16 protein-coding genes are annotated in these 21,063 nt (G+C 59.1%); 9 read left to right on the forward strand and 7 right to left on the reverse strand.

Going from position 1 to position 21,063, the window contains the following annotated elements; genetic code table 11:
* Positions 1-8: 8 nt before the first annotated feature.
* The 3 genes from A7317_RS11495 to A7317_RS11505 all read right to left on the reverse strand — a co-directional run bounded on the left by A7317_RS11495 (position 9) and on the right by A7317_RS11505 (position 6,592).
* A complete protein-coding gene (locus A7317_RS11495) occupies positions 9-2,318 on the reverse strand; it encodes an autotransporter outer membrane beta-barrel domain-containing protein (protein WP_404943209.1) in 2,310 nt (769 codons plus the stop codon).
* A 166-nt stretch (positions 2,319-2,484) separates the two neighbouring features.
* Positions 2,485-4,464, reverse strand: a complete 1,980-nt coding sequence (locus A7317_RS11500) for a hypothetical protein (RefSeq protein ID WP_069075846.1) — start codon at positions 4,462-4,464, stop codon at positions 2,485-2,487.
* 154 nt (positions 4,465-4,618) lie between these two features.
* A complete protein-coding gene (locus A7317_RS11505) occupies positions 4,619-6,592 on the reverse strand; it encodes a hypothetical protein (protein ID WP_069075847.1) in 1,974 nt (657 codons plus the stop codon).
* Positions 6,593-6,897: 305 nt separating this feature from the next.
* On the opposite strand from A7317_RS11505, the gene A7317_RS11510 reads away from it, so the two are divergent.
* From A7317_RS11510 to A7317_RS11530, 5 genes are all read left to right on the forward strand, one after another.
* Positions 6,898-7,905 (forward strand): LacI family DNA-binding transcriptional regulator, encoded by a 1,008-nt coding sequence (locus tag A7317_RS11510; RefSeq protein WP_201770119.1) that lies wholly within the window; start codon positions 6,898-6,900, stop codon positions 7,903-7,905.
* 112 nt (positions 7,906-8,017) lie between these two features.
* Positions 8,018-8,800: a sugar phosphate isomerase/epimerase family protein gene (locus tag A7317_RS11515; RefSeq protein ID WP_069075848.1), complete on the forward strand. Its 783-nt coding sequence runs from the start codon at positions 8,018-8,020 to the stop codon at positions 8,798-8,800.
* Entirely contained in the window at positions 8,793-9,734 is a 942-nt protein-coding gene (locus A7317_RS11520; RefSeq protein WP_024075814.1) for a sugar kinase, read from the forward strand. Before A7317_RS11515 ends, A7317_RS11520 begins: the two co-directional genes overlap by 8 nt.
* 45 nt (positions 9,735-9,779) lie before the next feature.
* Entirely contained in the window at positions 9,780-11,075 is a 1,296-nt protein-coding gene (locus A7317_RS11525; RefSeq protein WP_069075849.1) for an MFS transporter, read from the forward strand.
* Complete coding sequence (locus tag A7317_RS11530; RefSeq protein ID WP_069075850.1) at positions 11,075-12,055, forward strand: 2-hydroxyacid dehydrogenase; 981 nt, start codon at positions 11,075-11,077, stop codon at positions 12,053-12,055. The genes A7317_RS11525 and A7317_RS11530 overlap by 1 nt, the downstream gene beginning before the upstream one ends.
* Before the next feature lie 40 nt (positions 12,056-12,095).
* On the opposite strand, the gene A7317_RS11535 is transcribed toward A7317_RS11530, so the two are convergent.
* Entirely contained in the window at positions 12,096-12,575 is a 480-nt protein-coding gene (locus A7317_RS11535) for an AAA family ATPase (RefSeq protein WP_024075793.1), read from the reverse strand.
* Positions 12,576-12,732: 157 nt separating this feature from the next.
* Between A7317_RS11535 and A7317_RS11540 the strand changes: the two genes are divergently transcribed.
* Positions 12,733-13,155: a DUF2231 domain-containing protein gene (locus tag A7317_RS11540; RefSeq protein ID WP_024075794.1), complete on the forward strand. Its 423-nt coding sequence runs from the start codon at positions 12,733-12,735 to the stop codon at positions 13,153-13,155.
* Entirely contained in the window at positions 13,152-14,444 is a 1,293-nt protein-coding gene (locus A7317_RS11545; RefSeq protein WP_069075851.1) for a PQQ-dependent sugar dehydrogenase, read from the forward strand. The genes A7317_RS11540 and A7317_RS11545 overlap by 4 nt, the downstream gene beginning before the upstream one ends.
* Before the next feature lie 154 nt (positions 14,445-14,598).
* On the opposite strand, the gene A7317_RS11550 is transcribed toward A7317_RS11545, so the two are convergent.
* Entirely contained in the window at positions 14,599-15,531 is a 933-nt protein-coding gene (locus A7317_RS11550) for a magnesium transporter CorA family protein (protein WP_069075852.1), read from the reverse strand.
* Positions 15,532-15,537: 6 nt separating this feature from the next.
* Positions 15,538-17,124 carry a RimK family protein gene (locus A7317_RS11555; RefSeq protein ID WP_069075853.1) on the reverse strand — a complete coding sequence of 529 codons (1,587 nt, stop codon included), beginning with the start codon at positions 17,122-17,124 and terminating at the stop codon, positions 15,538-15,540.
* A gap of 94 nt (positions 17,125-17,218) precedes the next feature.
* On the opposite strand from A7317_RS11555, the gene A7317_RS11560 reads away from it, so the two are divergent.
* The gene (locus A7317_RS11560) at positions 17,219-18,313 is read left to right on the forward strand and encodes a peptidase C39 family protein (RefSeq protein ID WP_069075854.1); all 1,095 of its coding nucleotides are present in this window, start codon (positions 17,219-17,221) and stop codon (positions 18,311-18,313) included.
* 4 nt (positions 18,314-18,317) lie between these two features.
* Here the strand turns inward: A7317_RS11560 and sfnG are convergent, their stop codons facing one another.
* Positions 18,318-19,403 carry a dimethylsulfone monooxygenase SfnG gene (sfnG, locus tag A7317_RS11565; RefSeq protein WP_024075799.1) on the reverse strand — a complete coding sequence of 362 codons (1,086 nt, stop codon included), beginning with the start codon at positions 19,401-19,403 and terminating at the stop codon, positions 18,318-18,320.
* A gap of 267 nt (positions 19,404-19,670) precedes the next feature.
* Between sfnG and A7317_RS11570 the strand changes: the two genes are divergently transcribed.
* The gene (locus A7317_RS11570) at positions 19,671-20,909 is read left to right on the forward strand and encodes an acyl-CoA dehydrogenase family protein (protein WP_024075800.1); all 1,239 of its coding nucleotides are present in this window, start codon (positions 19,671-19,673) and stop codon (positions 20,907-20,909) included.
* Positions 20,910-21,063: the final 154 nt, after the last annotated feature.

The raw sequence follows: 21,063 nt of genomic DNA on the forward strand, positions 1-21,063 counted from the left end.
CGTATGAGTTACCAGCTATAACGCACACCCACGTTAGCACCCCATGGTTGATCGACATGTTTACCTTTGCTGTGCTCGAAGTCAGCATGCAGCTGCAGGTTTTTCGACAGTGAGACCGCTACACCAGCACCGAACTCAGCACGAGAACCTGAGACGTCATTGTTGAACACATGGCCGTTGACCGATGCTTTATTGTCTTTCGCAAACTCATGCGCTACCGCTGTACGCAGGTAAGGCTGAACGATGCTGCCGTCATCCATTATAAAATCGCGACCTACCGTTACCCCCAGCTTACCGAGTGCCGAATGGGTGTTCTGGCCTTTGGCTTGCAGGCCATTGTCCAACCCATAGTTCTTGCCCTTGACCACAATAGTGGATGCCTGAGCAAACGGTTCGACAAAGAAATCATTCTCCAGCTTGATGTTGCGACCCACTTCTACCGAAGCGCCAATGCCGTTGGTGCCGTATTTACCCTTAGCCTTGGCACCATCGCTGAGGCCGACCTTGGACTCATTCTCAAAGCGGTTGGCTTTGATAACACCGTCGAAGTAGTAGCCGCTGTCTGCATCCATCCAAGTGGCATAGCCGCCCACGTAGTAGCTTTTCACCGTGCCGGAAGTACCACGGCTCAGGTCCAGATCGGAGTTGCTATGCCCTGCCATGACCCCAACCAGCCATTGGCTGTCTTCACTCAGGGGTGCATCGGCGCCGAGAGAGAAACCGCGTTGGCTCTGCTTATAACCCACGCCATTAGCGCCCGACACCGAGTACTTGTTGCCGTAGCTACGAATCCAGCCACCACCTTCAGCGTCATGGTGGCGTAACTCGCCCATGCGGCTGCGCAACGAAGTCATCTCGCCATACCATACGGTCGGCGCGGTGTTAAACAACGCCAGCACCGAGCGAGTACCGGGGCTGATAGTCCGTGCGCTGGGGTCGAGGAACCAATCGTTACCATCCTGCTTCAGCCCATAGGACCATGCACCGACATCCACCGCGCCGCCCACCAGCGAAAACTCGGCATCGCCGCCGCCGGTGTGCACGATATGTACGTCACCGGGCGACACAGGCTCCAGGCCGCTGCTCGCCACCAACAAACTGTGCTGACCGGTTGCATCGCCAGATATATTCAGAAAATCATTCAGGCCCTGGGCAAAATCAGCGCCCATGACGAATGTACCGTTACCACTCAGTGTCTCCAGGTCCAACTGATAAAATGCATCCGTTTCGCCAAACTTCACCGTACCGCCCGCGAGATCAAGCGCACCCACCAGGCTGTTACCCGTCAGGTTCCAGAACGAACCATCACCTATGGCAAGGCTATCGACATTCAACAAGCTGCCGGTCAATGATGAGTGGTTTTGCAAGCTCAGATTGGCACTGCTACCGGCCTCGACGAACACATTGCCGTTCAAATGGCTGTTGTTGACATTCATGTTGGCAGTTGCGCCACCGGTCACTTCCAGCAGGTTACCGTTGCCGCCGATCAACTGCGAGCCGTTACTCACTTCGATGGTGGCTGTAGGAATGCGCCCGGTCTGGCCGGCGACCAAAATGGCCGCCCCCGTCTTGCCCTCAACGGTCGACTGATCGAGTACCAATGTGCCGTCATCGGTAATACCTGCCGCACGGGTGAAACGTACACCATTGCGCTCACCCACTAGCATGCTGTTCTGAGCAGAGGCCGAACCGCCGATCAACAGGACACCGGTACTGCCGACAGCCGTCCCTTGTACCAGCGAGTCAAAAAAATGCAGTTCGCTCAATTGAGTGGCTGAGGCACCCGCCTGAGCGCCCTTTATTGTGCTGTTACTAACATGGGCGGTAGAACCGCCAGGTGTAGAACTGTACCGGTTCAGCACTAAACCAACGGATTGGGCGCTCTCCAAATGGCTGCCGGAAATGGTTGCAGTACCATTGGTAAGTTCCATTGCCGAGGCGCCTGGCGCCGTGGACATGACCGTGGAATTCTGGATAGCAACCGTGGAACCTTCCTGAGCAACGATACGCTCGATAGTACTCCCACTGTTCACAGTGAGCTGCGCACCCAGGCTCCGAATAGCCGCTGTGGTTGCCCCATTGACGGTCAGGCTGGAGCCATTCTGCAGCGCCCAGTTTTTTACGGTTTCACCGGATTCAATGACCTTCGACTCACCAGGCGCTACCACTCCCTGTTCGGAATGAGCCTGCGCCGCAACACCCAGAAGTAATCCGAACGACGACACTTTGACTGCCGCACTTAAAGGTGAAAGTTTGAAAATATGTTTGATGAACATGCTGTAACACTCGCTCTGACAATATGCCTGACCAAATGGCATGGCTCGTTCCGATGGAGTGGAGCCAGACCTGTAGAGGCCGCGAGGTTATAGTTGGAGGGCGTAACGGTAAGTAGGATAAATCTGAAGATAACAAGAGGACGCCATTCAGCCGACTTATTAGAAAAGGCACCGAAGAAGGTTATCCCTCGATGCCTTGCGTACAGCGCTATGGAGCAGAGTCACTACTACCGTCGCAGTAGTTGTTGGCGGTCACCATCCTCGCAGGAATGACTGCTGGTACTGACCTAGCAGGCGTTCCGCTCACGTCCAGAGAATATTGCAACCAGAGCGAGTTATAGGGCGGCTTCGCGCCGGCTACTTTAAGGTGAGGGTCGAAGGGTTGCAGGTGGAAGATGAAGCCGTTGGCTGCGGTGGTTGGATCCAGCGTCACCGAGCTAGTACCCCGTGTTGGCTCGATAGGTTGGTCACCCGCAAGCCCCGTTGAGGCCACATACTCGATCGTTACCACTACTTGATCCGCAAAAAATTCAGCGTTTGGAGGAATTTTCACTTCAAGGTATTCCGGGTCGCTTGTTGGTCGCAGAGATGCACAGCTAATCCTTCCCCGTGGGTCGCCGGTCCAAGGCAGGGTATTGAGGAACTCAGCCGCATCCAGTGTGTGAGTGATCGCATCGTCGACTTCAACGGGCGTACTTTCTGAGAAATTGCTGTTCGTCGATGCGGGATTGCGCACCCCATAAAAAACATCGATCGCTGGACCATTACCCGCTGCGGCAATCGCTGCCTTGTCGACCACGATAGTGATTGGAGCACCTGCGCCCTCGCCAAAAGCAATAGTATGAGTACCTGCTATGTTCAGCCGGCTTCCCCAATACAACGTAATGACATCACCTTCGGCCGGTGCTGGAGTAACGCTCCAAAGATCGAAGACCGCCAGAATGTCATCTACGTGATCGATGTCAGCGGAATTCAGATAGTTCTCTCTAGGAGGGAAAGATGCAGGCCCCTGTATGGTGACCTGATCCAGGTCAGGACTCGGATCACCCGGCAGGGGAGTCACTGGACCCGCTTTGCTCAGGTCGACATCCACCAATGTTTCATCATCCGGACGGTTTTTTGAACCCGTCCTCAGAATGATGTAGCTCAGAGCTGTCTCTATAGGACCTTCCTGCGAGCCATACTCATCAATGATCAGTTGAGGAGGCGCGGTGAATACAAAATCGAAAACACCGTTCAACGGCGCGGGCGTGGTTTCCTGGCTTCCCCATTTCAGAATGTATTGGTCGCCAGGATCCCATGCATAAAGGGGAATCGCCAACTGGACCCCCGCCGTCCAAGCGTCGATATCGATCAGCGTGCTACCCGCAGGACTGACCACCTTCAGAGGTGCCAGTACCAGATTCGCACTGCGTCTCAAACGACGCCCAGTGGGAACTTTCGAGATTTCACTGTAATTGCCGGCCGCATCTCGCAGTCGATAAAACCAGAAGAAAATCCCATCTACAGCAGTGTCGAAGAACGTAATGGGCAAATTGAAATCCGCTCCCCCCGAAGGCATTGGAAAACTGCCCAGCGAGGGCGAGTCATCCGGAGGCAATTCCGATGTGAACCAGACGTCCGACACCATATCCCCTACGTCCCAATCCCCATAGGAAGGAATCCCTAACTCGAATCCACTGGGATTCAAGTCCAATGTTTCTTGGGTGATATCTGCGCCTTGAGGCAATGAGGCAGGATAAACGCCCCTAGCAGGCGCCTCACTTTTACCTGGGGACTTATAGGGACCATACAGATCGATCTTCACTCGTTGAGCTTTGGAAAAGTCTGAATAATCCCCACCTGATCCAGGTTTTACCTTGAACCTGAGATCAAACTCACCATGGCCTAATAGATTGACTGAAACCGTGACCTCAACATGCGGACCAGAAGGCTCGGTTGGAAAAAAAATCGGGTCCAATGGTGTCCAGGATGAAACCCCGGCAGGGCTGAATTCAACTTGCATTTCATCCCCATCGTCGGGAAACCGCCAAATGGGGCATTCCAGAACAAGGCCGCCATCACGATCCAGAAAAGGACGCCAGACCAAACCTTTACCATCCTCTAGCGCCTGGGGAAAATTCGGTGCTTCCAGATTAGGATTCTCCCAACCACTTACTATCACTTGCTTAACACTTTTAACGGTCATTTCAGTCTCTCCTTGCCTATGTTAATAGCTTGCGGTGAATGGACTGCTGACAACTTTTTATTAAACAGCAGGCCGCACAGAGTCCCTCTCCGATCAAGCACAGCGGAAGATGATTAATTAACTTTTATGCAACTTTATAACTGACCACTTACTATCAACGATCAGATTCCGGACCATTACCATTCGGCCCACAATAAATCGGTGGTGTATGGGCAAACAATCGGTCGATCTTCACGTAACGAATGCGTGAAGTCCCCACACGCATACCAAGGCGCCATACCGTGAACTCGGCGTAAGCGCCCGCCCCCTCTCCCGTGGGGTTCTTGATCGGCTCAACGTAAGGACGGTAATCCACTACAAAGTCGTGGTAACCGAGGCGCTCATCATCCCCATTCCACGACTGTGAGAACAATCCTTCGGTTTCTTTAATAGGACCGCTGCCTGCAAAACCCGACGTACCCTGCCAATGCATGCGTATTTCATCATTGATCTCAATGGCCGCATGTTTAAAAACACGAACATGCACACCGTCCCAGAGCGGCGGGACAGTCTGACAGTTGAGCCAACCAAATGAGTTAACGTGAACAAACTCAGCTTGAGGAAAGTTTACCGGTGCTGTCACATTGATATTTACTGCCTGATCAGGGGCCAGTTGTTCATTCACACCATTGCTGGTGCGATAACGCACAGGGAACGCCGGATTGTTTGGCGTCTGCTCAACCACCGACCAGGCGATAGGCGAAAAAGTCACCCGCCTGCCAGCGAAATCCGTGGGCTGTACCGTATAAGAAGCAACGGGGTCCTCTCTATCCCCCCAGTAAAGGAACATTTGCTCGCCTGCATGCGGATCATCAAACAGAAGAACCGAAGCCGTGACAGGTTGATCGGCATCCCGGATATCCAAGTGATTCGGCGTATTGCTCCCCTGCCCGCGGATCTCGACTCGTTCAAGGTGTCGGTTATATTCAGCGGGTGCCTGGTCATGATCTTGCCCGGCCACGCGAAAGTCGCAATCCACATGTTGTATTGGCGATAGAACTCCATCGGGCTTGCCAGCACGGTAAATCTCATACTGCACTGGCATTCTGGTCTGCACGTAGCCTTTCTGGATCAATACCGGCCAACTGATTGAGACGATTTTCGGAAATCCCTCAACCGGTTCTCTTGACAGAGGGATACCATTCCAAAGAGTCACAACCTCATCAGTAGGATCCCAATCAAAATACGCCTCGAATCGCACCGTTACGCCTGCCCGCGCATCCTTGCGATCAATCAAACCGTCGAAATCAAAGGCAAGCACCCGCGGCGGCTTCAGGCCACTGGGCGATGGTTTGAGGTTGATATAAACAGGAGTGGGCCCGGAGGCATCGACGCGTTGGTTACCTGCTCGGTCCCGTAGGGTATACCGTACGATCCGGGGACCGTTCAACAACGTACGGAATTTATCCCCCGGAATAGGCACAACCAAATCGGATACCGCAGAAGGGAACGTGTGCTCATAAGCCGCCTCATAAGGATTGGCCGATTCATCGTTCAATAAAAAAATCAGAACGGCATCGAAGGCTTTTCGATCCAGATATGAAGGAATTTTGAAATCCACCGTCAGGTGATCTGGATCGCTCAAATACTCTTCGGTAATTCCATAGGTGCGGACGTCCGGATCAACAAACTCACCAGGCCCCAGGGGTTGGTTACCCCCTGGAGCTATCCGATCAATGGTGAATGTCGTGGTGTAAGGGCTGTGTTCTATCCCGCCGGGCCCATCAATGTAATAACTAATGTCGTAAGACCCACTGATATTCAACCAATTGCCCTTAATAAACAGCGATACGGGGAAGTCTTTTTCCTGAGTCAATGGGCCCGGCAGAGGGATCGGAGGAAGCGGATACGGAGACTCGGGTGTATGAGGCTTGATCGAGAAATGAACGTAGTCGACTTCCCCGGTATCAGCGGGAAAGGCCCAGATCTGGGTCAATTGGACTTCAATGGGGTCATAAAGATATTTAGTGGGAATCAGCCCGTCAGGGTCATCTTCAAAGGCCTCGACCACAACAGCCTTTTTTAGCTCTGAAACTTGCGCCGTTGCGCTGCGGCTGGAGGGGGGGAAACGGTTGGATGAAAGCGTCATGCGACTCTCCTTATTCAGCCAGCGAACCGATGCATCGTTCAGAAAAAACACGTGTTATGGCGGTATCACTACCTCTTGCACACTCAAATTAAGCGCCACTTCACAAGCCCTGAATACTGTCAGAACTCACAGGTCCCCCTACCGTTTGTCGGCCAGACCGGTCCCATCCCTGTAGTTGACGCTTGACCATTCACCCGAATCTGGTGTTTCCTGAAACCGGTTTCAAATCAACCATGACCCACCCCCAATAAGAAAGGCCCGCGACCGTGACCTCTTTTTCCGCCGCTCAACGCAGCCGCGTGACCATGCTCGACGTCGCCCTGCACGCAGGGGTCTCAAAGGCCAGCGTGTCACGCTTCATCGGCGACGACCGCGCCCTGCTCTCCGATGCCATTGCCCTGCGCATCGAGCACGCCATCAATGAACTCGGCTACCGCCCCAACCAGATGGCCCGTGGCTTGAAGCGCGGCCGCACGCGCCTGATCGGCATGCTGGTGGCCGATATCCGCAACCCCTATTCCATTGCCGTGATGCATGGCGTCGAGACCGCCTGCCGCCAGCACGGCTACAGCCTGGTGGTGTGCAATACCGACCGTGATGACGAGCAGGAGCGCCAGCACCTGGCGGCGCTGCGTTCGTACAACATCGAAGGGCTGATCGTGAACACCCTTGGCCATCACCTTGACCAACTGCTGGAACTGCAACGGGAAATGCCCCTGGTGCTGGTGGACCGCAAGGTCGAACCGCTGCACAGCGACCTGGTGGGCCTGGACAACCCGGCGGCGGTACGCATGGCGGTGGAACACCTCGAACAGCAGGGCTATCGCGATGTGTTGCTGGTGAGCGAAGCCACCGACGGCACCAGTTCGCGGTTGGAACGCCTGGAGAGTTTCAAGGCCGAGATTGCCCGGCGCCCGGCGTTGACCGGCGCGGTATTGGAGCTGGATGGCGCGCTGCAAAACCACTTGCACACCTTTCTAGCCAAGGCCGGCCCCAAGGCGTTGTTCTGCGCCAACGGCATCGCCGCGCTCGCTTGCACCCAAGCGCTCAAGGCATTGGGTTGCCACCTGTTTGAAGACGTCGGCCTGATCGCCCTGGATGACCTGGACTGGTACCCATTGGTGGGCAATGGCATCACGGCCCTCGCCCAGCCGACCCAGGCAATTGGCGCCAGTGCGTTCGACTGCTTGCTCAAGCGCTTGCGCGGCGATACCGAGCCGACACGCACCCTGGACTTCCTGCCCCAACTGATTCTACGAGGCTCCACAACCCCTTGTAGGAGCGAGCTTGCTCGCGAAAAACGCCAACGATAACGCAGCGATCCTGGTTTAACGCGGCGCGCTCAGGTTTTTCGCGAGCAAGTTCGCTCCGACAGGAAAGTGTTTTTTTCAGAAAAAATGAAACCGGTTTCAGAGGGACACAACAATGCATAAATACCCCGTTTCCATCAGCCTTTCCAGCTACGGCGCCGACCTCGTACGCCAGCAGGGTCAACTGAGTTTTGTCGAACTGTTGGCGGCTGCCGGCGCCCAGCGTATCGAGTGGCGTGAGGAGCTGCTGACCCGCGAGCAACCCGTCGAACTGGCCCGAGCCGCCGCCGAGCAGGGCCTCGAATCGGTGTTCTCATCGCCCCTTGAGCTGTGGGTCGCCGGCCGCGCCCAACCGAATGCCGAGCTGAGCGCCACCCTGGACCGTGCCCAGGCCTTTGGCGCGCGCTGGCTCAAAGTCTCCCTGGGTTATTTCACCGACACCAACGACCTGGAAAGCCTGCACGCCCTGCTCAACCGCCATCCGGTCCACCTGCTGGTGGAAAACGACCAGACCCTGCACGGCGGGCGCATCGAGCCGATGCAGCGCTTCTTCACTGAAGTGGAGCGCCTGGGCCTGCCGATCAAGATGACCTTCGATATCGGCAACTGGCACTGGCAGGACCAATCCGCCCTCACCGCCGCGCGCCTGCTGGGCCGGCATGTGGATTACCTGCACTGCAAGGCCGTGGCCCGTCGCCCGGACGGTAAGTTGGTCGCCCTGCCGCCCGGCGCCACCGATCTGCATCTGTGGGAACAACTGCTCAAGCATATGACTCAAGGTATTACCCGTGCCGTGGAATTCCCGCTGCAAGGCGAAGACCTGCTCGACGTCACCGCCCGGCAGGTCGCCACCCTCGCCCTGCTTGGCCAGCCCCACGCGGAGAACGCCCATGTCTGAGATCGATATCCTGTCGTTTGGTGAAACCATGGCGATGTTTGTCGCCGAACAGACCGGCGAGCTGGCCGAGGTCGGCCACTTTCACAAACGCATTGCTGGCGCCGACAGCAATGTCGCTATCGGCCTGTCGCGCCTGGGGTTCAACGTTGCCTGGCTGAGCCGGGTGGGCAATGACTCCCTCGGGCGTTTTGTGGTCGACACGTTGAAACAGGAGGGGTTGGATTGCCGCCATGTGGCGGTCGACCCCCTGCACCCCACCGGTTTTCAACTCAAGTCCCGTGAAGAGGCTGGCGCCGACCCTCAAGTCGAATACTTCCGCAAGGGCTCGGCGGCCAGCCATTTGTCGATCGCCGCCATCAACCCCGCACTGCTGCAAGCACGGCACCTGCATGCCACCGGTATTCCGCCGGCCTTGTCCGACGCCACCCGCGAGCTGTCCTTCGAACTGATGACGCAGATGCGCACCGCCGGCCGCAGCGTGTCGTTCGACCCCAACCTGCGCCCCTCGCTGTGGGCCAGCCAGGCGCAGATGATCCGCGAAATCAACGCCCTCGCCGGGTTGGCGGACTGGGTCCTGCCGGGCTTGAGCGAAGGTCGCCTGCTCACCGGTTTCGAGGACCCGGCCGATATCGCCGCGTTCTACCTGGACCAGGGTGCCGAAGCCGTGGCCATCAAGCTCGGCCCGGACGGCGCCTACTACCGCACCCAGATGGACCAGGGTTTTGTCGCCGCCGTCAGCGTCGACAAGGTGGTCGACACCGTAGGGGCCGGTGATGGTTTTGCCGTCGGCATGATCAGTGCCCTGCTGGAAAACCTCAGCTTCCCCGAGGCCGTGCAGCGCGGCAATTGGATCGGCAGCCGCGCAGTACAAAGTCGCGGCGACATGGAAGGCCTGCCCAGGCGCGAAGCGTTACCCACCCGATCCGTCGCTTGACCGACTACCTGTTGCCACAACTACAACAAGCTCAGGAGCAACCCCATGGAAACCGTGAAACTCGCCACCCGCCGTTGGTGGTACATCATGCCCATCGTCTTTATCACCTACAGCCTGGCGTACCTGGACCGCGCCAACTACGGTTTCGCCGCCGCCTCCGGGATGGCCGAGGACCTGATGATCACCCCCGGCATGTCATCGTTGCTGGGGGCACTGTTTTTCCTCGGTTACTTTTTCTTCCAGGTGCCGGGGGCGATCTATGCGCAGAAGCGCAGCGTCAAGAAACTGATCTTTGTCAGCCTGATCCTCTGGGGCGGCCTGGCCACCCTGACCGGCGTGGTGTCCAACGCCTATATGCTGATCGCGATCCGCTTCATGCTCGGCGTGGTCGAAGCGGCGGTGATGCCCGCCATGCTGGTGTACCTGTGCCACTGGTTCACCCGTGCCGAACGTTCGCGGGCCAACACCTTCCTGATCCTCGGCAACCCGGTGACCATGCTGTGGATGTCGGTGGTGTCGGGTTACCTGGTGCAGCATTTCAGCTGGCGCTGGATGTTCATCATCGAAGGCTTGCCGGCGGTGCTGTGGGCGTTTATCTGGTGGAAACTGGCGGATGAAAGGCCTGCGGACGCCCAGTGGCTGAGCGAACAGCATAAAAAAGACCTGGAAATTGCGTTGGCCGCCGAACAGGTGGGCATCAAGGCCGTGAAGAATTACGCCGAGGCGTTCCGCTCACCCAAGGTAATCATCCTCGCGCTGCAGTTCTTCTGCTGGAGCATCGGCGTGTATGGCTTTGTGCTGTGGCTGCCGTCGATCCTCAAGGCGGGCTTGAAAATGGACATGGTCGAGGCCGGCTGGCTGTCAGCCCTGCCTTACCTGGCGGCGGTGATCGGCATGCTGGCGGTGTCCTGGGGCTCGGACAAACTGCAAAAACGTAAACGCTTTGTGTGGCCACCGTTGCTGATCGCCTCGATCGCCTTCTACGCGTCCTACGTGCTGGGTGCCGAACACTTCTGGTGGTCCTATACCCTGCTGGTCATCGCCGGTGCGTGCATGTATGCGCCCTATGGCCCGTTCTTCGCCATCGTCCCGGAAATCCTCCCCGCCAACGTCGCCGGTGGCGCCATGGCCCTGATCAACAGCATGGGCGCGCTCGGTTCGTTCGGCGGTTCGTACCTGGTGGGTTATCTCAATAGCAGCACCGGCTCGCCCGGCGCCTCGTACCTGCTGATGAGCGGCGCGTTGATGCTCTCGGTGGTGCTGACGATTTTCCTCAAGCCTGGCGCCAGCGACCGCGTGCGCGCGCCTTTGCATACCCTCGAATTGAAGGCCAAGACCTGATGAAAAAATCCATCGTGCTGTACAAGAAACTCTCTGCCCCGCTGATGGCCCGCCTGCATGAGCAGGCCGAAGTCACCTTGATCGAGGCGCTGGATGACAGCGGCCTGGCCAAACTGCGCGATGCCCTCCCCGGCGCCCACGGTTTGCTCGGTGCGAGCCTGCGCCTGGATGCCAAGCTGCTGGACCTGGCACCCAACCTGGAGGCGGTGGCCAGTGTCTCAGTGGGGGTCGACAACTACGATATCGATTACCTGACCCAGCGCGGCGTCCTGCTCAGCAACACGCCCGACGTGCTCACCGAAACCACCGCCGACACCGGGTTCGCGCTGATCCTGGCGACCGCCCGGCGCGTGGTCGAGTTGGCCGACATGGTGCGTGCCGGCCAATGGAACAAAAACATCGGCCCGGCGCACTTCGGCAGCGATGTGCATGGCAAGACCCTGGGCATCATCGGTATGGGCCGCATTGGCGAAGCCCTGGCCCAGCGCGGGCATTTCGGCTTTGGCATGCCGGTGATCTACCACAGCCACTCGCCCAAGCCCTTGGTGGAAGAACGGTTCGGCGCGCAGTACCGCAGCCTGGACGACTTGCTGCGACAAGCGGACTTCGTCTGCCTGACACTGCCGCTCACCGCAGAAACGGAGCGGTTGATCGGCGCCCAGGAATTCGCACTGATGGGCCCGGAGACGATCTTTATCAATATCTCCCGCGGCAAGGTGGTGGATGAAGCCGCGCTGGTCGAGGCCTTGCAGCAGCGCACGATTCGCGCGGCGGGGCTGGATGTGTTCGAGCGCGAACCGCTGCCTCACGACTCGCCGTTGCTGCGTTTGAACAACGTAGTGGCAACGCCGCATATCGGCTCTGCGACCCATGAGACGCGCGAAGCGATGGCCCAGTGTGCGGTGGATAATCTGTTGGCGGCGCTGGCGGGCCAGAAGCCGAAAAACCTGGTGAACCCAGGGGCCTGGAAGCAATCGTAGGAGGCAGCGCCGCCCCCGTGGCGCCACAAGAGACCTGAACTCAAGGGCGATGCACCTCGATCACCAACCCCTCCTCCACCCGCGGCACGCTGAAGTGCCGCGTGATCAGGTCAAACTCGGCATCGGTCGCCGCAAAATCATGTTCGCCTCGCGCGTTGCGTGCGTGCAGACGAGCGCGGCAGGTGTCGTCGTCCAACTCAAGGTAATGCAGGCAATGCGGCACCTGTGCCACCTGCGCCAGGCCACGCAGCCACTCTCGATTGGCGAGGGTGTTGGCCGGAAAATCCAGCACGACATTGAGCCCTGACTTCAACAGGTCAACCACCAGCGGCGTCAATACGCCACGAATGCGTTGGGCACAGCGCAGGTAATCGGCCACCGAGAGAACCTCCCCAGGGTAGAGCTGCGCCAGCCAAGTGTCTTCACTGAGCAGGATCGCTGCGTGTTCGGCGACCAGTTCTTTGGCGAGGGTAGATTTGCCGGCGGCAATCTTGCCGCACAGCAGATGCAGGGTGGGCATGGCACGGCTCCTTTTGTGAGGCCATGAAGCATGCCAGCTTTCCGGCTGAATCATCATATTTAGACACGAATTACCCTGAACTTTCTGACAGGCACCGCGTTCATTTCCTATGCGCTGCCCCGCCCAGGGGCGTTGGTTTACAAGGAGCCGTTCCCACATGACTACCCTCCCCGCCTATCGCCACACACCCGGACCGCTGCATGCCACCTTGCTGGCGGGTACCGTGCCGCTGTTTCTCGGTGCCCTGATCAGTGACATTGCCTACGGCCAGACCTACCAGATTCAATGGGCCAATTTCGCCTCCTGGCTGATTGCCGGCGCGTTGGTGTTCTGTGGATTCGCCCTGTTGTTCGCCTTGGTCAACCTGCTGCGCGCCGAACACAAGGTCGGCCGACCCGCCGTGTATTGCCTGTTGCTGTTGGCGACCTGGGTACTCGGGCTGGTCAACGCTTTCCAGCATGCCAAGGACGCCTACGCCATGATGCCGACCGGCCTGGTGCTGTCGGTGGTCGTGACAGTGCTGAGCGTGGTTGCGACCTGGGTCGGCCTGACTAACCTGCGCTCGGGAGCTGCCCAATGAAAGCGTCCAATACACTCACCCTGTTAAGCGCCGCGCTGCTGCTCAGTGCCTGCGGCGGCGAAGGCGACAACACCCAGGCCCGTGGCCCCGACCCAAAACTGCCGGAGCAGCAAAGCAGCCTGCTGCCCAGCATGAAGATTGCCGAACCCACGCCCTGGGGCAACGAGAAGCCCAAGGTGCCCGACGGCTACAGCGTCACCGCCATCGCCACCGACCTGGCCATCCCGCGCCAGACCCTGGTATTGCCCAATGGCGACATCCTCGTTGCCGAAGGTCGTGGCGGCAGCGCGGCCAAGCTCAAGCCCAAGGATGTGATCGCCAGCGTGATCAAGGCCCAGGGCAATACCAAGGTCAAGAGCGGCAACCGCATTACCCTGCTGCGCGATGCGGACGGCGACGGCACCTATGAACTGAAAACCGTGTTCGCCGACAACCTCAACGCCCCCTACGGCCTGGCCTTTGCCGACGGTAAACTCTACGTCGCCAACCAGGACGCGCTGGTGCGCTTCGACTACACCGACGGCCAGACCAAAGCCAGCGGCGCCCCGGTCAAAGTCACCGACCTGCCGGCGCAGATCAACCACCACTGGACCAAATCCCTGGCCGTGAGTGACGATGGGCGCCACCTGTATGTGGGCATCGGCTCCAACAGCAACATCACCGAACGCGGCATGGAAGTGGAGATCGACCGCGCAATGGTCTGGCAGGTCGATGCCACCACCGGCGCGCACAGACCCTACGCCACCGGCTTGCGCAACCCGACGGCCCTGACGATCCAACCCGACTCCGGGCAACTGTGGACAGTGGTCAACGAACGCGATGAACTCGGCCCCGACCTGGTGCCCGACTACCTGACCTCGGTGCGCGAAGGTGCCTTCTACGGCTGGCCCTACAGCTACTGGGGGCAAAACGTCGACCCGCGTGCACAACCGCAAAACCCGGCCAAGGTGGCCGCCGCGATCAAGCCCGATTACAGCCTCGGCTCCCACGTAGCGGCACTGGGCGTCGACTTTTCCATCCCAGCCATGGGTGAACAATTCGCCGAGGGTGTATTTGTGGGCGAACACGGCAGTTGGAACCGCGAGAACCCGGTGGGCTACAAAGTCATCTTCGTGCCGTTCAGCCATGGCAAGCCAGCCGGCCAGCCCATCGACTTCGCCACCGGCTTCCGCGGCGACGACGGCAAGACCCGTGGACGCCCGGTAGGCGTCACGGTCGACCCGAAAGGCGCCCTGATCATTGCGGACGACTTGGCCAATACCATCTGGCGGGTGACGCGCAATCAGTAACAGCGTGAACGGCAGTTGCTCTGCTTCGGCCCCCGTTAAACCGCGCTGGCCGGAGACGGCTTGAATCCGTGGCCCACGGATTCAAGCCCGCCTCCGGCTCGTGTCCACCGTAAGGGCGCAACCACGGATAAGCCCATCGAATCAGCGTCCCCCTTCACATCGCCGCACCCGCTATGCGCTTCAACCCCATCACCATCAACCCGGCCCCCAACCCCATCGCCGCCAAAAACAACGGGTATGACACCCACCACGGCGTCCCCGCCGTCATCATGCTGAACTCCGACATGCCGCCAATGCTGGCGATCAGGTTAAGCGGCAGGAACACCACGTTGATCAGCGTCAGCTTGCGCAGTAGGTTGTTCATGCTGTTGTTCATCAGGTTGCCGCGCGCGTCGATCAACCCGGAAAACACGTTGGAATAGATCTCGGCCTGTTTGTAGCATTGGTGGTTCTCGATGATCAGGTCGTCGATCAAACCCAGAATCTCGCTGCTGAACTGTTCCTTCCCGGCATGGTTTCGCAGGCGCGAGAGCACCGCGCCGTTGCTGTGCAGCGCGTTGATGTAATAGATCAGGCTTTCACTGAGGTTGAACATCTGCATCAGGTGATGGTTGCTCATGGACGCGTTGAACTGTTGCTGCAACTCCCGCGCGACCAGCTTGATCACCTTGAGGTGGCCGAGGTAGTGGTGGATGTTGTTCAGCAGCAGGTCAAGCAACACGTCGAGCGGCGTATGCAGCGGCCGGCGCTTGCCCAGGCCGGTCAGCGGAGTTTCGTCGGGGGCGATCACCAGCAGGCGGCCAGGCGAAAACAACAAGCCGCAGGATGACACTTCGAACACCAGGTTGCCGCCACCGGAGTAGTTTTCCGGGCGCTTCCAGATCAGGAACAGGTTGTCGGGGTGGAATTCGATACGTGACACTTCGTCGGGATCGAGCGCCGAGGCCAGGGCATGTTCATCCAGCTTGTGGTGGTCGCGCAGCCACTCACGCTCGACCAGGTCAGGGTTGTTGAACAGCAGGATCGGGGCATCGTCATTGTCCCCGCGGCGCAGTTTTCCATCGGTCAGTTCAAAGCGCTGGATCATCCCGACTCACCAGGCCTGGCCCTGACGCTTCAACTCCAGGCGCCGCACAAACTCTTCCAGCACCAGGCTGTACAGGTCGTCCTGCAAGTAGGCATCTTCGATACCCGCGTCCAGGTTGGGGTTGTCGTTGACCTCGATCACCACCACCTTGTCGCCGGACTGCTTGAGGTCTACGCCGTAGAGGCCGTCGCCGATCAGGTTGGCGGTCTTCACCGCCAGTTCCACCACCGCCTTGGGCGCCTCATGGACCGCCAGGGTACGGCATTCGCCGTTGATGTCCTGGCCGATGGCCTTGTGGTTGTAGATCTGCCAATGGCCCTTGGACATAAAGTACTGGCAGGCAAAAATCGGCTTGCGGTTGAGCACGCCAATACGCCAGTCGTACTCGGTATAGAAAAACTCCTGGGCCAGCAGCAGGACCGAATGTTCGAACAGTTCGGCGGTGGCCTTGAGCAAGGCTTCCTGGCTTTCCACCTTGATCACGCCTCGGGAGAAACACCCATCGGGGATTTTCAACACCAGGGGGAAGCCGAGGCGCTCGCCCACCCGTTCGAAGTCTTCCGGTCGCTCCTTGTACAGAATTTCGGTGGCCGGCATGCCCAGTTGATGGCTATTGAGCAAATCGGTGAGGTAGACCTTGTTGGTACAGCGTAGGATCGACGCCGGGTCATCCATCACCACCAACCCTTCGCTTTCGGCTTTCTTGGCAAAGCGGTAGGTATGGTTGTCGACACTGGTGGTCTCACGGATCAGCAAAGCGTCGTATTCGGCCAGGCGCGCGTAGTCTTTGCGCTCGATCAACTCCACATCGATGCCCAGCCCCTTGCCGACCCGCACGAAATTGTCCAGGGCGCGGGCGTTGGACGGCGGCAATTGCTCCTGGGGATCGTGAAGAATCGCCAGGTCATAGCGGGCCATGCGTCGTGAGCGTGGCTGGCGCCAGATCTTGCGACTGAAGTTGTCGAGGGCGTGGGCGAATTGATCTTCCTGGTCATCGCGCAACTTGTGCAATACACCGGACTTGACCCCCTCTATGTGCCAGCCGTTATTCTTTCTGAATTCAACTAAGAGGATCGGGCACGGAAAGGCCTCAAATAATTGACGGGCCAACTCCTGCAACGGCTCTATATTGGTTCGACCAAAGTAAAGGGTCAGGGTAAAGCCTTCGGTATTACTGTAGAGATGATGACTCAAGGCTTTATCGAGGGTTTTATCCAGGTCATCCAATGCCAGGCCATACAATGACTTTCGGGTCAGTTCACTGATGGTACGCACCGACGGAATTACCTTGTGCCCGCGCGCCTCGGCCAGCAGCGAGCAGTAGTAGCCGTGGCCCAGGTACTTGTAGCTGCGGCACAGGTTGATCACCTGCACGCGCTTGCCTGCCTCGTTTTCCCGGGTGTGTTCCAGGTATTCCTGGGCGGTGACGATGTCTTCGCTGGGGAAATAAGAGGCCCAATCTTCCTTGCGCTCGACAATGATCACGACTTGACTTGCGCCTCTGGGCAAAACAGAAAAATAACCTTTGGAAGTTATTGTCGCCGCGACAGTTTGCTCGGATACTTCACGCCAATGACCTTGTACCGCTGACATAATATTTGATCCGTTTTAGAGAACTCGACCTTTTCTATTAAGCACGATCTTTTAGAGAAGTCCCGTTTCGTTACGCAACTTTTACGGCGGTCATATGGCTCTTTTCTTTCGCGTTGCAACCCCCAGCGATGTGCCAGCATTAGTCGTACTGGAACAGCATTGTTTCACCACCGATCGGCTGTCACCGCGCAGTTTCCAGTGGATGATCAGCCGCGCCCACGGCCAACTGCTGGTGGCCGAACAGGACGGGCAATTACTGGGCTATGCGCTGCTGCTGTTCCATCGCGGCACCTCGTTGGCACGTTTGTACTCCATCGCCATCGCCGCGCACGCACGCGGCCTGGGCCTGGGCAAACAACTGCTGGCCCGCGCCGAGGCCTGTGCCGTAGAGCACGACTGCGCCTACCTGCGCCTGGAAGTGCGCACCGACAACCCCGGCGCCCTCGCCCTGTATGAACGCACGGGCTACCGACGCTTTGCCCTGATCAACGATTACTACGAAGACCATGTCCCCGCCTTGCGCCTGGAGAAGCGCATCGTCCAGCACCACGACGCGCGTCCGCAGAGCGTGCCGTATTACCCGCAAACCACCGATTTCACCTGTGGCGCCGCGTGCCTGTTGATGGCCATGGGCGCGCTGGTGCCTGCGCGCGTGGCGTTGCGCCGCGAAGAGCTGCAAATCTGGCGGGAAGCGACCACCGTGTTCATGACCGCCGGCCATGGCGGCTGCAGCCCCCAGGGCCTGGCGCTGGCCGCCTGGCGTCGCGGTTTTCGGGTGCGCATGCAGGTGAATGTCAGCGGGCCGCTGTTTCTCGATGGCGTGCGCGATCAACATAAAAAGGACGTGATGCGCGTGGTGCACGAAGCCTTCGAGGAAGAATTGGCCAGCAGCGACGTCGAGCAGGTACTCGGCGGCACGCTGGACTTGCCTCGGGTATTACGCGAGGGCGGGCAGCCGCTGGTGTTGATCAGCAGCTACCGCCTCACGCGCTCCAAGTCGCCCCACTGGGTGATGGTCACCGACTGCGACGATGACTTCGTCTACCTGCACGACCCGGACGTGGACCACAGCCAGCACCGCCAGCCCCTGGACTGCCAGCATTTGCCGGTCAGCCATGGCGAGTTCGAACGCATGTGCCGCTTCGGCAACAACAAATTGCGCGCGGCGGTGCTCGTGTTTACGCGGTAAACGCTCAGGCCACCTGCTTGATCCCGGCCTTGGCTTCCAGCTCGCGCACCAGCGGCAATACGCGCTTGCCGAAGTACTCCACTTCTTCCTGGAAGTGCAGGAAGCCGGCCAGCACCAGGTCGACGCCCACCGCCTTGAGCGCGACGATGCGCTCGGCAATCTGCTGCGGGGTGCCGATCAGGTTGGTCTTGAAGCCGTCGTTGTATTGCACCAGGTCTTCGAAGCTGGACTTGGCCCAGTTGCCCTCGCCTTCCGGCGAAGCCTTGCCCGCTTGTTTGGCCGCATCACCAAAGGCGTTGACCGCCTCGGGGTCGGCCTTGTCGATGATTTCCGCGAGCACGGCGCGGGCTTCTTCCTCGGTATCGCGGGCGATCACGAAGGCGTTGACGCCGACTTTCACCGAATGGTTGTTGGCGGCGGCCTTGGCGCGGATATCGTCGACCTGGGCCTTGATGCCTTCCGGGGTGTTGCCGTTGGTGAAGTACCAGTCGGACACCCGCGCCGCCATATCCCGCGCCGCCCGCGAGCTGCCGCCCTGGAACACTTCCGGTTGGCCCAGGGGCTTGGGCTTGAGGGTGTAGTTGTTGAAGCGATAGAAGTCGCCCTTGAAGGTGAAGTCGTCCTGGCTCCAGATGCCTTTCAAGGCACGGATGAATTCTTCGGAGCGGCGGTAGCGCTCGTCGTGTTCCAACCAATGTTCGCCGATGGCCTGGAACTCGCCCTTGAACCAGCCACTGACGATGTTCACCGCGATACGGCCATTGGTCAGTTGATCGATGGTCGCCAATTGCTTGGCCGCCAGCGCCGGTTGCCAGGGGCCGGGCAAAATCGCCGCAATCACCTTGAGCTTGGTGGTCGCTGCCAGCAGGGCATGGCTGAACGCCACGGATTCATGCTGGTTCTCCGCGCCGTAGCCGGCGGTAAAGCGAATCTGCGTCAGGCCATATTCGAAGCCGGCCTCTTCGGCCAATTGCGCCAGTTTGCGGTTGTAGTCGATGCCCCAATGGGTGCGTTGCTCGATTTTGCTGACCACCAGCCCACCACTGACGTTGGGCACCCAATAGGCAAATTTCACGGCTTGTTGACTCATCTGACGATACCTCGCACACAGGGATGTACCCAGGGCTTGAGCAGCAAGCGTGCCAGCCAGCGGCAAACGCCCATGCCATGGGTGCTGCGGCAAACCTGCGGCACCCAGCGGCGGTGAATGCCGATGTCAGGGTTTGCGACGATTTGTCGGTTTGCTGTTGCTGGAGCAACAGCGAACGCGGCAAATCCCCCGTAAACAGGGGCTCCGGCATCCGGCACGGAGTGTGCAATCACTCCTGGCATCGATCACTGCCCCGGAGCCTTTCCCATGACCGAACAACACGTCATCAACCCGCTGTCCATTGGCGTCGACTACCCCACCCTGGCCGCACGCTTCCGGCCGATCTTCCAGCGCATCGCCGAAGGCGCGGTGCAGCGCGAGCAAACCCGCGCCCTGCCCTATGAGCCAATCCAGTGGCTGAAGGACGCCGGCTTTGGCGCAGTGCGAGTGCCCGTGGAATACGGTGGCGGTGGTGCGTCCCTGCCGCAATTGTTTGAACTGCTGATCGAGCTGGCCGCCGCCGACTCCAATGTGCCCCAGGCCCTGCGCGGGCACTTCGCCTTTGCCGAAGACCGCTTGAATGCGCCGCCCAGTGCCGGTCGCGACCTGTGGTTCAAGCGCTTTGTCGACGGCGATATCGTTGGCTGCGCCTGGACCGAAATCGGCAACGTGGCCATCGGTGATGTGGTCACCCAGGTCACCCCGGATGGCGACCAGTGGAAGCTCAACGGCGAGAAGTTCTACAGCACTGGCAGCATTTTCGCCGACTGGATCGATGTCTATGCCCAGCGCAGTGACACCGGTGGCGATGTGATCGCCGCCACCCGCGCGCGCCAGCCTGGCGTGGCCCACAGCGATGACTGGGACGGCTTCGGCCAACGCACCACCGGCAGCGGCACCTCGCGCTTTACTGACGCGGTGGTCGAAGCGGAAAACGTGATCGATTTTGCTACCCGCTTCAAATACCAGACCGCGTTTTACCAGCTCGTGCTGCTGGCCAGCCTGGCCGGGATCGGCCGCGCGGCGCTTAACGATGTGGCGCAGCAGGTGCGCAACCGCAAGCGCATCTACAGCCATGGCAATGCCCCCCATGTCAGCCAGGATGCGCAGATTCAGCAAGTGGTGGGCGAAGTCGCGGCGCTGGTATATGCCGCTCAAGCCACTGCGTTGAAAGCCGCAGTGCCGGCGCAACGGGCGTACCTGGCACGGTTCGCCGGGGATGATGTTGCCGAGCGCGAGGCCAATGTGGCCGCCGAAATCGAGTCGGCCACCGCGCAGGTGGTGGTGTCGGAGTTGATCCAGCGTGCCACCAGTGAGTTGTTCAACGCGCTGGGGGCCTCGGATGTGCGCCAGGGCAAAGCCCTCGACCGGCATTGGCGCAATGCGCGGACCGTGTCGTCACACAACCCGGTGATCTACAAGGCGCGAATTGTAGGGGATTGGGTGATCAATGGCACCGAGCCGCCGTTTGTGTGGCAAATCGGCAATGGCCCGGCGAAAGTTTGAAACTGCCCCCTCTTATCAACCATGAGGCTTCACCATTTTTCATGGCGGGCGGGCGACTGTGGCGAGCGGACTTGTTGTGGCCCGAGTGGTGGGGCAAGAGCCCTTTTGGTTACTTTTGGGGCTCTTTTCCAAAAGTGACCCGCCGTAAGGGCGG

The organism is Pseudomonas fluorescens (assembly GCF_001708445.1).
Classification (GTDB): domain Bacteria; phylum Pseudomonadota; class Gammaproteobacteria; order Pseudomonadales; family Pseudomonadaceae; genus Aquipseudomonas; species Aquipseudomonas gorinensis.

Coding starts and splice junctions, on each gene's coding strand:
- A7317_RS11495 (WP_404943209.1), bottom strand. CDS start 2,318: ATGCCATTTGGTCAGGCATATTGTCAGAGCGAGTGTTACAGCATGTTC.
- A7317_RS11500 (WP_069075846.1), bottom strand. CDS start 4,464: ATGACCGTTAAAAGTGTTAAGCAAGTGATAGTAAGTGGTTGGGAGAAT.
- A7317_RS11505 (WP_069075847.1), bottom strand. CDS start 6,592: ATGACGCTTTCATCCAACCGTTTCCCCCCCTCCAGCCGCAGCGCAACG.
- A7317_RS11510 (WP_201770119.1), top strand. CDS start 6,898: ATGCTCGACGTCGCCCTGCACGCAGGGGTCTCAAAGGCCAGCGTGTCA.
- A7317_RS11515 (WP_069075848.1), top strand. CDS start 8,018: ATGCATAAATACCCCGTTTCCATCAGCCTTTCCAGCTACGGCGCCGAC.
- A7317_RS11520 (WP_024075814.1), top strand. CDS start 8,793: ATGTCTGAGATCGATATCCTGTCGTTTGGTGAAACCATGGCGATGTTT.
- A7317_RS11525 (WP_069075849.1), top strand. CDS start 9,780: ATGGAAACCGTGAAACTCGCCACCCGCCGTTGGTGGTACATCATGCCC.
- A7317_RS11530 (WP_069075850.1), top strand. CDS start 11,075: ATGAAAAAATCCATCGTGCTGTACAAGAAACTCTCTGCCCCGCTGATG.
- A7317_RS11535 (WP_024075793.1), bottom strand. CDS start 12,575: ATGCCCACCCTGCATCTGCTGTGCGGCAAGATTGCCGCCGGCAAATCT.
- A7317_RS11540 (WP_024075794.1), top strand. CDS start 12,733: ATGACTACCCTCCCCGCCTATCGCCACACACCCGGACCGCTGCATGCC.
- A7317_RS11545 (WP_069075851.1), top strand. CDS start 13,152: ATGAAAGCGTCCAATACACTCACCCTGTTAAGCGCCGCGCTGCTGCTC.
- A7317_RS11550 (WP_069075852.1), bottom strand. CDS start 15,531: ATGATCCAGCGCTTTGAACTGACCGATGGAAAACTGCGCCGCGGGGAC.
- A7317_RS11555 (WP_069075853.1), bottom strand. CDS start 17,124: ATGTCAGCGGTACAAGGTCATTGGCGTGAAGTATCCGAGCAAACTGTC.
- A7317_RS11560 (WP_069075854.1), top strand. CDS start 17,219: ATGGCTCTTTTCTTTCGCGTTGCAACCCCCAGCGATGTGCCAGCATTA.
- sfnG (WP_024075799.1), bottom strand. CDS start 19,403: ATGAGTCAACAAGCCGTGAAATTTGCCTATTGGGTGCCCAACGTCAGT.
- A7317_RS11570 (WP_024075800.1), top strand. CDS start 19,671: ATGACCGAACAACACGTCATCAACCCGCTGTCCATTGGCGTCGACTAC.